Here is a 12,723-nt window from a genome sequence, read left to right on the forward strand (position 1 = left end):
TGGTTTGCTATAAATTTAGGTGAAAATTAAGTAATTAAGATGAGATTAAAGTTTACAGTACTAACATTTTTTGTGACATTAATAGCAAGTGCCCAAGAATTAACTACAACGTTTGAAAAATCTGCTGGTTTAGAAACAGCTACTTATGCAGATTGTATTGCATTTTATAAAAAGCTTGCAGCTACTTCTAACAACATTCAAGTAAAAACTTTTGGTAATACCGACGCAGGTTATCCTTTGCATTTGGTTATTTTTAGTAATGATAAAAGTTTTTCGCCTATTAGTTGGCAACAGCAAAACAAGCTTGTAGTGCTTGTAAACAATGGTATCCATCCAGGCGAACCAGATGGTATAGATGCAAGTATGATGCTACTTCGAGATATTGTTAAAGGTAAAATTGTTGTTCCATCTAATGTTATATTGGCTATTATCCCTATTTATAACATTGGTGGTAGTTTAAATAGAGGTAGTTTTAGTCGTGTGAATCAAGATGGACCGTTGACTTATGGTTTTAGAGGTAATGCGCAAAACCTTGACTTAAACAGAGATTTTACCAAGTCAGATTCTCGGAATGCTAAAGCTTTTGCGCAAATATTTCATTACCTAAATCCAGATATTTTTATTGATAACCATGTAAGTGATGGTGCCGATTATCAACATACCATGACCTTATTAACAACGCAGCACAGCAAACTTGGCGGTAGTATTGGCAATTATTTGCATGCTACGTTCGAGCCATCAATATTCAAAAGTATGGCTAGCAAAAATTGGCCATTAACACCTTATGTAAATTTTGAAGAAGGTAGTCCTGAAAAAGGCTGGCAGGCATTTTATGATGCCCCAAGGTACAGCACAGGTTACGCTGCATTATTCGGCACCATTGGTTTTATGCCCGAAACGCACATGTTGAAGCCTTTTGCCCAGCGAGTAAAAAGTGATTATGCCTTGATGGAAAGTATTTTGCAACAAGCAATATTACAAGCAAATGCTATAAAGCAAAGCCGAAAGGAAAGTTTAGAAAGCATCAAACATCAGCAAAGTTTTGCTTTAAATTTTGTAGTTGACAGTACCAGAAAAGATACCATTACATTTTTAGGCTATACCGCTGAGCAGAAGAAAAGTGATGTAACAGGTATGAACCGTTTGTTTTATAACCATGAGCAACCATTTTCGAAGCAAGTAGGATTATACAACTATTTCGTAGGGCAAAATATGGTTCAAAAACCAAAAGCATATATTATTCCACAAGGCTGGCACGATGTGATTGATTTATTGAAACTGAATCATGTAGCAACTGCTACTTTGGCAAAAGATACACAGATATTAGTAGATGCTTATAGAATTGAAGATTTTAAAACTAGTCCACACGCATACGAAAAACATTATCGCCATAGTAATACCAAAGTGAGCATAACCCAACAAAAGATTCAATTTTTAAAAGGCGATTGTATCATTTATACAGGTCAGATTTATGACCGATTTTTGGTAGAAATGCTAGAACCAACCGGCGACGATAGTTATTTTGCTTGGAATTTTTTTGATGCTATTTTGCAGCAAAAAGAAGGCTACAGCGATTATCGATGGGAAGACATAGCCGCCAAATATTTACAATTACATCCAGAATTGCAGGAAGAAATGGCTGCAAAACGACAAGCAGACCCTAAGTTTGCAGCTTCGGCAAGCCAGCAGTTAGATTTTGTTTATAAGCATTCACCCTACTACGAGCCAGCCCATTTGCGTTATCCTATATATAGATTGGTACAGTAATTATTTGTGTATTTTTAAAGTTATTAGATGAGTCATAAAGCGTTGTTTTTTAAATCTGTACAAGCAGAAATGACAGATGTATTAATAGCAGAATTGTCGGAAATAGGCTTTGAAGGCTTTGAAGAAGTAGAGGAGGGGCTAAAAGCATTTATTAAAGAGACCGATTATGATGAAGCGAAAGTGATAGCACTTGCTCAAACGTATACGGTAAGTTTTTCTGCAGAAACCATCCCTGTTCAAAATTGGAATGAAGTATGGGAAAGCAATTTTGATCCTATGCAAGTAGATGATTTTGTAGGTGTTAGGGCTAATTTTCATGCGCCAATGCAAGGTGTTGCACACGAAATTGTAATTACACCCAAAATGAGCTTTGGTACAGGTCATCATGCCACTACTTATATGGTAATGCAATTGATGAAAGATATCAATTTTAATAATAAAACGGTGTTTGATTATGGCACTGGTACTGGTATTTTGGCCATCTTGGCCGAAAAACTAGGTAGTACATCTATTTTGGGTATAGATTACGATGATTGGTGTATAGAAAATGCAACCGAAAATTTGACCGCCAATAATTGCCAATATATTACCATCGAAAAAGCCGATAATGCCAAGCTTACAACAAAATTTGATATTGTTATTGCCAACATTAACAAAAATATCATCCTTGATAACATGGCTTATCTTGCAGATGATGTAGTTTTAGGTGGTGAAGTATTGTTAAGTGGTTTGCTACAGGAAGATGAAGCAGACATTTTAGCAAAAGCATTGACATTCAATTGGAAACATCAAGTGACAATCAAAAAAGGCATGTGGATTGCGCTACATTTTGTTGCATGAAAATTCATATTTTGTGTTAAGTAATTATGAATTTTAAGTGTTAACCCATATATTTGTGAAATCACTTTAACCCTATTGCATGAAGGAAATTTTTCTCATATTATTAGCTTATCTCGTTGGATCTATACCCACATCGGTTTGGGTAAGCCGATATTTTTTTGATATTGATATTAGAGATTATGGCAGCGGTAACGCTGGAGCTACCAACACTTATCGCGTTTTAGGTAAGCAATGGGGCACTTTTGTAATGATTGTAGATATGTTAAAAGGTGTTATTGGTACGTCGTTGTATATTTTTCTTCCCACATATTTAGGCGCCTCCAACGAACTTGATAGAACGAATTTGATGATTGGGTTAGGTTTGTCGGCTGTTATAGGACATATTTTTCCTATATGGGCAGATTTTAAGGGGGGTAAAGGCGTTGCAACTTTATTTGGTATGGCTGTGGCTATTCAGCCAGCTGTTGCACTTTGCTGTGTAGGTGTATTTTTATTGGTTTTGTATCTTACGCGTTTCGTATCGCTAAGTTCTATTTTAGCAGGTATTGCATTCATGGTGTTTATCATTTTCATTTTTAATGAAAAAGAAACATTATATCAAATTTTTTCGGTTGTGGTTGCATTGATGATTGTATTAACCCACCAAAAAAATATTGGTCGCATATTAAAGGGTACTGAGAGTAAAGTGCCGATACTTAAATACCGCGATAGAAGGAAGCAAAAAAAATAAATACATAATTTTAAATACATTTAATGCTGAAAAGAAAACTTTTTGGCATTTTTGCTTTAAAAAAGGGGCTTCGAATTACTTGCGCAAAAAAATATTAAATTATGAAGAAACAATCCTTAGCGACTGCTTTATTAGTCGCATTTGTATGTTTATCTGCTTGTACTACAAACACCATCACGGGTAAAACCCAATTGAGTTTGGTATCTGATGCCGAAATTTTATCTACCGCTAACACAGAATACAAACAATTTTTAAGCACTAACAAAGTAGTTACAGCAGGCAGTAGCGATGCAGCTAGTGTTAATAGAGTAGGTAACCGAATTATTGCAGCTGTAAAAAAATACTACGCCGATATGGGCAAATCTGCCGAATTGGATAATTACCAATGGGAAATAAATACAGTAAGTAGTAAAGAAGCAAATGCTTGGTGTATGCCTGGCGGCAAAATAGTGGTGTATACAGGTATTTTGCCAATTACACAAAATGATGCTGCATTAGCGGTAGTTATTGGCCACGAAGTAACCCATGCGCTTGCAAATCACGGTAAGCAACGCATGAACGTAAATTTAATCGAGCAATTAGGCGGTCAAGCTTTATCTGTTGCACTCGCTAATAAGCCCACAGAAACGCAAGCATTATTTAATAGTGCCTATGGATTGGGTTCACAATATGGTGTAATGTTGCCATTTGCCAGAAAAGATGAATATGAAGCGGATAAATTTGGCTTGATGTTTACCGCATTAGCCGGATACGATCCGAGAGAGGCGATAAAATTTTGGCAAAGAATGTCTGCAGCAACTGCTAATTCACAAAGGCCTCCTGAATTTGCAAGTACACATCCTAGCGATGACAACCGAATTGCACAGTTACAAAGCATCATGGATGATACTTCAATAAATATTATAAGCCATGAAATGTTAAAAATTATTTTTTTTGGGTTAAAAGCAGCGTTTTTATAAAATAGCAGCTTTTTTATTGTCTTTTACGGTTACATTTTTTTAACTTCGCAATCCGTTTAATAGATTCACCTAATATAAGTTCTTTAGGATGTCCAATCAAAGTTTATTTGAAAAATTAGAGTTAAAAGATGAGAAAACCCTTTTAATTCAAGGAATACCATCTTCAATTGAGAAGCAATTTGCAAAACTAACTTATGCAAAAAATGTAACTCCGCTTTTAAAAAGTAAAAAGGTTGAGTTCGCTTTAGTGTTTGCAATCAATCAAAATCAGTTAAATAATGTATTAAAGGAGGTATTTCCTGCTTTAAACACTGCTAGTAAGTTGTGGGTTGCTTATCCAAAACCTACTAGTAAAATTGTGAGTGATTTAAACAGAGATTGCACTTGGGCTTACTTAACCCAACATGCCTACGAAGGCGGTGAAGTTATTGAAATTGATAATGTTTGGGTAGCTATGCGTTTTAAAAAGAACGAAGAATTAGCAGCACAACTAAAAGCAATTGCTGATGCAAACCCACCAGTAGCGGTTGTGCCTTCAGTAGATTTTGAGAAAAAATTAATAGTGCCGCCTGCAGAGCTTGAGAAGGTCTTTGCGAAACATAAGAAAGCGAAAGAGTTCTTCACGTCACTATCTGTTACGCACCAAAAAGAATATGTAAGTTGGATCGAAGAAGCTAAAAGAAAAGATACGAAAGAAAGAAGATTGGATGCTGTATTAGAAAAATTAAATGCAGGTAAAAAGTCTCCTTCAGAAAAATAAATAAATTCTAGTAAATCCCTAACTGATAATGTCATTTAGGGATTTTTTATTTGTAATAGCTTTTGTCTCGTACATTATCATGCTTTTTTAGTAAAATAATTAGACCAATGATACATACCGCTTTATTATCCTATGGCATGTCAGGTAGAGTTTTTCATGCACCGTTTATTCATTTACATCCTAATATGCAGTTAATAGGTGCATGGGAAAGAAGTAAGCAATTAATTCAAAATGATTATCCCGACCTAACATCATTTGAAAGCTTAGAAGCATTATTAGCGGATAATCGTGTAGAACTAGTAATCGTAAATACACCAACCAATACCCATTTTGAATATGCTAAAAAAGCCTTGCTTGCGGGCAAAGATGTAGTGGTAGAAAAAGCGTTTACAACTACTGTAGAGGAAGCCGAAGAACTAAAAACAATCGGGGAAAAAGTAGGAAAAAAAATTGCTGTATTTCAAAATAGACGATGGGATAGCGATTTTCAAACTATAAAACAAGTAATTGATAATCAATTACTTGGAACAATTACCGAAATGGAAATACAATATGCAAGATATACGCCAAGTTTAAGCCCCAAACTGCATAAAGAAATTCCAAATCCAGGTGCTGGTATTGTAAAAGATTTGGGGCCACATATTATTGATCAAGCACTTTGCTTATTTGGTAAGCCGCAAAGTGTGTTTGCCGATTTCAGAGTGACAAGAACTGGTTCGCAAGTTGAAGATTATTTTGAAATTTTATTATATTATAAAGATAAGCGAGTACGTTTAAAAGCGGGTTATTTTATGAGAGAACCAGTACCATCATATATTGTTCATGGTACAAATGGGTCTTTTTTAAAATCAAGAGCAGATGTGCAAGAAGGCTTACTACTAAAAGGTGTAAAGCCTGATATAACCAATTGGGGTGAAGAACCAGAAAGTGAACAAGGGTTGTTGCATACCGAAACAGATGGTGTGGTCATTCGTGAAACAATACCAACTTTAAAAGGTAATTACTTCGAATTTTATAATAAAGTGTATGAGGCTTTAGCACACGATAAACCAATGCCCGTAACAGTTGATGAAGGTATTTTAGTTATGCAAATCATTGATGCTGCCTATAAAAGTAATGCTGCTAGAAAAGTGGTTGACTTGTAGTTTATAGCTATTCTATATTTATATTTTTAAAAAAAGAACTTTTAAATTAGATCAATTAATATTCCCCAAAATCTAATTGTAACGATTTGGAATTCACTATTTATAAGGCCAAGGTTAATTTGCTTTTAAGCTTCTTTCTGCTATTGTTTTAGCAGCAATCCAGCCGCTTGTCCAGGCATGTTGAAAATTAAATCCACCTGTTACGCCATCAACATCTACTATTTCGCCCCCAAAAAATAAGTTGTCTACTTTTTTGCTTTCCATAGTGTTTGCATCTACTTCAGATAATTTAATGCCACCACTTGTAACAAATTCTTCTTTAAATGTTGTTTTACCATTAACTGTAAATTCTTGTAATACTAAATGACGTATCAGCCGATATTGTGGTGCTGAAGGTAAATCTGCCCAGCGAGTATCTTCTGCAATGCCACTGAATGCTAGTAAATATTGCCACAATCTATTTGGTAAGCCAAACGGGTTTTTATTGCCTATTTTTTGCCCAGCTAACGAAAAGCGGTAGTCGGCAAATTGTGCTTTTAAATCAAATTCGGTCGCTTCACCTAGCCAGTTTACAATAATGGTAAATTGATAATTTGCTGATGCTAAATATCTAGCAGCCCAAGCAGATAGTTTTAAAACAGCAGGACCACTCATGCCCCAATGTGTAATAAGTAAAGGCCCGTTATTCACAAATTTAGTACCTGCAATTTTTATAGTAGCATTCTCAACACTTACGCCCATTAGCTCAGTAATTTTATTGTTGGGCATATTAAATGTAAATAACGATGGCACAGGTTCTTCTATAGTATGGCCAAGACTAGTGAGCCAATTAAATTGATCAGTTTTTGGAAAGCCACCGCATGCCACACACACATAATTCGCACTAATAATACTACCAGATGCGGTGAGTAAACTAAACGCTTTATTAATATATGCAATCGTATTAATAGCACAGCTCATTAAAATTTTCACTTTGTATTTTTTGGCCTCCGTGAGTAGGCAGTCAATTATAGTTTGTGAGCTGTCTGTATCAGGAAACATTCTGTTATCTGGCTCAGTTTTTAAGTTTACACCACGCTCTTTGAACCAATCAATTGTATCGGTAGGGCCAAACCAATTGAAGGTTTTTTTTACAAAATGTTTACCTCTAGGGTATTTTAAAATCAGTTCGTTTACATCAAAGCAAGCATGTGTCACATTACATCTACCACCTCCGCTTACTTTTACTTTACTTAGGACCTTATTGTTTTTTTCTACAATCACTACTTCTAGGTCGGGATTTTGCTTAGCTGCATTTACTGCACAAAAAAAGCCCGCTGCACCACCACCAATTACTACTAATTTTTTCGCCATTACAAATAACTATTTACGCTTTTATTTTAAAAATTGATATTGTTTTTGGCAAGGTTTAGCTGAAGTTTGCAATAATAATTGTCAAATCACAAACTTCAAACAAAGTTTGGTATTATAATTGAATTGAGGGCACGAACCTTTATTTTTACTGCTATAAAGAGTATTGTATTTGAAACAGCTTTCAAACATATCTAAAAGAGACATCTATATTGTTATTGCTGCGTTACTATTTATTACGTTTGGCCTCTTTACCAAAGTATTACCCTTAAACCATACTGCACTTATTGTTATAACCGCTATAGTTGCCGGATGGGCTATTATTTTTAATACGTTTAAAAAAGCAGGCCGATTTTTTCTTGTTTTAATAGCTATCTTCTTTTTTTTACTATTAATCATACAAACAAGTTTTGTACAAACTTGGGCTGTTGGTATTGCTACTAAAAAGTTATCTAAAGCGCTAGGTACAGAGGTAAGCATTAATGGAGTTAGCTTTTCTTTATTTGATAAAGTAAATTTAGAAGGTACACTCATTCGTGATAAGCAAAAAGATACCATTTTATACGCTAATCAATTGCGTTTGCGTATTACCGACTGGTTTTTTATAAAAGATAAAATAGACCTAAAATTTGTTGGTTTAGAAGATGCCGTAGTAAAACTGCAACGCAAAGACAGTGTGTGGAATTACCAGTTTATTGCTAACTATTTTGCTAGCCCTAAAGCTAAAAAAGATACAGCAAAAAGTATTGAAGTGAACTTGAAAAAAGTGGACTTGAAAAATGTGACGTTTGTGCAAAACGACTTATGGGGTGGCGAAAGAATGACCATTAGTGTGAATAGCTTATTGCTTGATGCCAATGCTTTAAGTTTTAATAAAGATATATTTAAGGTTAATGTACTGCAAGTAGAAAAACCTTATATCAGATTGCAACATTTTACACAATTAGAGCCACTTTTACTACGTAAAAAAGAGCCTGAAATCATCAATAAATCGTCTTTACGGTTTAATTTAGGTATTAATTTTATTATCGATAGTCTCAGTTTAAACAATGGCACTTTTATCAATGAAAACGTCGAAACCAAGGCTGAAGCTGGCTTTGATGGTAATCATTTACAAATAACCCAGCTTAAAGGGATGTTTAAAAATGTATCGTTTGTTAAAGATACCTTGAAAGCCAATATGGACATAAGCTGTAGAGAACGCTGTGGTTTTGAACTTAAAAAGCTGAAAACTAAACTAAAAATTACACCTCAAATTATTGAGCTAGCAAAGTTGGATTTGCAAACGAATAAAAGTCATTTAGGTGATTATTATGCCATGAAGTTTGCGCATTTTAATGACGATTTCGCTCATTTTACCAACAAAGTATTTTTAGATGCTAAGTTTAAAAATACAAGTATATTTAGCGATGATATAGCCTACTTTGCTACCGATCTCAAAAGCTGGAAAAAGCAAGCTGTTGTTACTGGTATTTTTCTTGGTACCATCTCAGATTTTACGCTTAAAAATTTCAATATACGCTCAGGTGTTACCACCAATATTACTGGTAATTTGGCTATGAAAGGCTTACCTAATATCGATCAAACCATGATTAATTTTAATGATGGTTTCATCAAAACCAATAATGTAGATATGGCGATTGTTATTCCTGCATTACGCAAAATGAATAATCCGAATATTACAGCACTTGGTGATGTGTTGTTTAGAGGCAACTTCAATGGAACCATTAAAGACTTTAAAACGGTAGGGGTTTTAAGCACGAATATCGGTTCGGTAGATGCAAATGTGGCAATGAAATTTCCATCCAAAGGCGAGCCTACTTACAATGGTACTTTAACAACCAATCGCTTTAATCTTGGTAAGTTTGTGAACAGCCCTATATTGGGCTTGGTAAATTTTACAGGTAAAGTAGATGGTAGTAGTTTTAACTTAAGCCAAATGAAATCTTCGCTTGATGGTAAGTTTAGCTTGCTTGAGTTTAACGGCTATTCTTATACTAACATTATCACCAATGGCACTTTTTTAAAGAAATATTTTAATGGCGAGCTGAAAATAGATGATCCAAATGTTGACTTTACCAGTACTATTGAAATAGATTTTAGTTTGCCAAAGCCTCACATCAATATTTTGGGCGATTTGGTTAAGAGTAATTTGCAAAATATTAAACTTACAAAAGATAAGTACGAACTCACTGGCTTATTCGATTTAAACTTTTATGGTTTAGATATTGACCAGTTTGATGGCACCGCTAAAATTTTAAACGCCAATTTAACACATGCCAATGATAAATTGAGTTTCGACTCGTTGGTGGTTACCGCACACGATTCTGACGGTGTAAGAACTTTAACTGCAGGTAGTAACGAATTTGCAGCTTCTGTTACTGGCAAGCAATATAAGTTGTTAGATTTACCTACGGCGTTTCAAACTTATTTAAATCATTATTATCCTGCTTATTTCAACCCGCCAATAAAGACATTAGAAAACCAAGATTTCTCTGTCAACTTTACTACAAAAGATTTTGATAGCTACGCAAAAATTATTGATAGTCGCTTATCGGGTTTAGATTATGCGAGTCTTACAGGTACTATTAATACAGCAAAAAATCAGTTTACATTACTAGCATCTGTTCCTAATTTCTCATTCGATAAATACCATATCACCGATGCCTTTTTCAAAGGAGAAGGCACTTTAGATACTTTGTTGTTAAATGGTGATGTGGCCAACATTAGAATTGGCGATAGTTTAAATTTTCCTAATTCAACATTGGCTGTACAATCTAGCAATAATCACTCTGTGGTAGGCTTGCAAACAAAAGCCTCTAGTACCATTAATGAAGCTAATTTAAACGCAGATTTATATACGTTGGAGGATGGCGTGCGCATTAATTTTAGACCATCAGCTTTTGTATTAAGCAATAAAAAGTGGGACTTAGAAAAACAAGGTGAAATTATTATTAGAAAAAACTTTGTGAGCGCCGAAAATGTTAAATTCTCACAAGGTTTTCAGGAAATAAAAGTAGAAACGGAATTAAGCCCTGAAACCAATGCCAATAACTTGGTGTTAAAAATGAAGAACGTGGTGTTGGGCGATTTAACGTCTTTAGTAATGAAAGACCCACGTTTAGAAGGCGTAACTAGCGGCGAAATAAGACTGAATGATTTTTATGGTGATTTTTCGGCTACTGCCAATTTAAAAGCAGAGCAATTTAGATTTAACAATGATAGTATTGGCTTAGTAACTATTACAAGTAGTTATGATAATAAAACGGGCAAAATTCCATTTAATATACAATCTAATAACGAAGATTATAAGTTTAAGGCCGATGGTTATTACAACTCAAAAGATAGTACAGGCAATGCTTTGTATGTAAATACAGATTTGAGCGATACAAAAATTAATATCCTTGAGCGCTTTTTGGGCGATGTATTTACAGATGTTAGTGGAAAAGCCACAGGCAAGTTGGTAGTAAGCGGCAATCCTCAAAACCCTGAATTGGCTGGTAAAATCAAGCTGAAAAATGGTGGCGTAAAAGTGAATTTTACACAAGTGTATTACAATATTGATAGCGCTACTATCAACTTTCAGCCCGATGGCATTGACTTTGGTGAACTAACCATTAAAGACAAATTTAAAAATACAGCAAAAGTTAAGGGTAAGCTGTACGAGAAGAATTTTAAAGATATGTTGTTTGACTTTGATATGTCAACAGATAAATTATTGTTGATTGATACCAAAGAAAAAGACAACAAACAGTTTTATGGTAAAGCCATTGGAAAAGCCACTTTAAGTCTTAAAGGTCCCGAATCTGCCGCAAAGATGACCATTGTAGCAGAGTCTAATGATAGCTCGCATATTTACATACCAAGTAGCGTAAGCAAGCAAAGTGGTGAGGCAGATTTTATCGTGTTTAAACAATACGGTACCGAACTTGCCGCTGAAGCGAAGAAAAGTAATTTCGATTTAACGGTTGACTTAGATGTAACCGCAAATACGAAAGTAGATATAGATGTAATATTAGATCCGCTAACTGGAGATGTGGTGAAAGCTAGAGGCAATGGTAGACTGCGCATTTTAGCTGGCACCACTGCACCGCTAACTATTAAGGGGCGTTATAATATTGATTTTGGTAGATACGATTTCAACTTTCAATCTTTTATTCGTAAGCCATTTGATATGCTTGATGCAGATAATTTTATTGAATGGAATGGCGACCCTTACAATGCAGATGTGCATATAGATGCCGTGTACAGAGCCGAACGTGTGAGCGTATCTGATTTATTGTCTAACCAGCAAGTAGCAAATGTGAGTAGTGCCACAAAATCTTATAGAGGCGACGTATATGTGATTGCACATTTAAAAGATAAATTAACCAAGCCAACCATTACGTTTAGTTTGGAGTTCCCGAATGGTAGCCCTATAAAAAACGACCCATATTTTAATGAGTTTCTAACACGGATAGAAGCGAACCAAAGTGAGATGTTATCGCAAGTAACTTCACTAATTGTATTTAGTTCCTTTGCGCCTTATGGTCAAGGTTTGTTTGCTGCCAATAGTGGCAGTATCAACAATTTTGGTGTTACTACTTTGTCGCAAGCCATTAGTAAACAGTTAAATAAAGTGGTTTCCAATTTGGTGTATAAAATTACCAAAGACAAGAGCATTAAAGTAGATGTGAGTACATCGTTGTACAGTAGTTCTAGTTTGGTAGCTTCATCTACAGGCGGTGTAAATAGCAATAATGGTTTAGATAGAACTAACTTTAACTTTAAAGTAGGTAAGAGCTTTTTAAACGATAGATTAATACTAACTGCAGGAGCCGATTTAGACTTTAACGTAGGCACCACATCAGCACTTACCAATGGTAATTTACAATTTCTGCCAGATATTAATCTTGAGTGGATTTTAACCAGCGATAAACAATTGCGTTTAATATTTTTTGCCAAGAATAATTTAGATGCTACTGGCGGTATTCTTGGGCGAAGAAATAGGCAAGGGGCTAGCTTATCTTATAAACACGATTTTGAAAGATTATTTGCTAGAAAAGAAGATATCATTTTTGCGCCACCGCCACCAGATACAACCGATAAAAAGCCTTAGTTAAGGACGTAGTAAACTACAAGGTGCCGACGTTAGAATTTTAATCGAGACCCCACCTAGAATATTTTAACCCC

8 protein-coding genes are annotated in these 12,723 nt (G+C 35.0%); 7 read left to right on the plus strand and 1 reads right to left on the minus strand.

All coding sequences use genetic code 11. The features are described from left to right. Positions 1 to 39: 39 nt before the first annotated feature. The 6 genes from ACFOW1_RS03065 to ACFOW1_RS03090 all read left to right on the plus strand — a co-directional run bounded on the left by ACFOW1_RS03065 (position 40) and on the right by ACFOW1_RS03090 (position 6,201). Positions 40 to 1,767: a M14 family metallopeptidase gene (locus ACFOW1_RS03065; RefSeq protein WP_379012240.1), complete on the plus strand. Its 1,728-nt coding sequence runs from the start codon at positions 40 to 42 to the stop codon at positions 1,765 to 1,767. Positions 1,768 to 1,794: 27 nt separating this feature from the next. Next, entirely contained in the window at positions 1,795 to 2,607 is an 813-nt protein-coding gene (gene prmA, locus ACFOW1_RS03070; RefSeq protein ID WP_379012241.1) for a 50S ribosomal protein L11 methyltransferase, read from the plus strand. A gap of 79 nt (positions 2,608 to 2,686) precedes the next feature. Beyond that, entirely contained in the window at positions 2,687 to 3,337 is a 651-nt protein-coding gene (gene plsY, locus ACFOW1_RS03075) for a glycerol-3-phosphate 1-O-acyltransferase PlsY (protein WP_379012242.1), read from the plus strand. Between the two features lie 101 nt (positions 3,338 to 3,438). Then, positions 3,439 to 4,296 carry a M48 family metallopeptidase gene (locus ACFOW1_RS03080; protein WP_379012243.1) on the plus strand — a complete coding sequence of 286 codons (858 nt, stop codon included), beginning with the start codon at positions 3,439 to 3,441 and terminating at the stop codon, positions 4,294 to 4,296. Positions 4,297 to 4,384: 88 nt separating this feature from the next. Further along, complete coding sequence (locus tag ACFOW1_RS03085) at positions 4,385 to 5,056, plus strand: YdeI/OmpD-associated family protein (protein WP_379012244.1); 672 nt, start codon at positions 4,385 to 4,387, stop codon at positions 5,054 to 5,056. Between the two features lie 107 nt (positions 5,057 to 5,163). Then, positions 5,164 to 6,201, plus strand: coding sequence for a Gfo/Idh/MocA family oxidoreductase (locus ACFOW1_RS03090; RefSeq protein WP_379012245.1), 1,038 nt, complete (start codon positions 5,164 to 5,166; stop codon positions 6,199 to 6,201). Between the two features lie 114 nt (positions 6,202 to 6,315). On the opposite strand, the gene ACFOW1_RS03095 is transcribed toward ACFOW1_RS03090, so the two are convergent. After that, positions 6,316 to 7,554, minus strand: a complete 1,239-nt coding sequence (locus tag ACFOW1_RS03095; protein ID WP_379012246.1) for a BaiN/RdsA family NAD(P)/FAD-dependent oxidoreductase — start codon at positions 7,552 to 7,554, stop codon at positions 6,316 to 6,318. A gap of 169 nt (positions 7,555 to 7,723) precedes the next feature. Here ACFOW1_RS03095 and ACFOW1_RS03100 point away from each other — a divergent pair, with 169 nt between their 5' ends. After that, positions 7,724 to 12,649 carry a translocation/assembly module TamB domain-containing protein gene (locus tag ACFOW1_RS03100; RefSeq protein ID WP_379012247.1) on the plus strand — a complete coding sequence of 1,642 codons (4,926 nt, stop codon included), beginning with the start codon at positions 7,724 to 7,726 and terminating at the stop codon, positions 12,647 to 12,649. Positions 12,650 to 12,723: the final 74 nt, after the last annotated feature.

This window comes from Parasediminibacterium paludis, assembly GCF_042651445.1.
GTDB lineage: Bacteria > Bacteroidota > Bacteroidia > Chitinophagales > Chitinophagaceae > Parasediminibacterium > Parasediminibacterium paludis.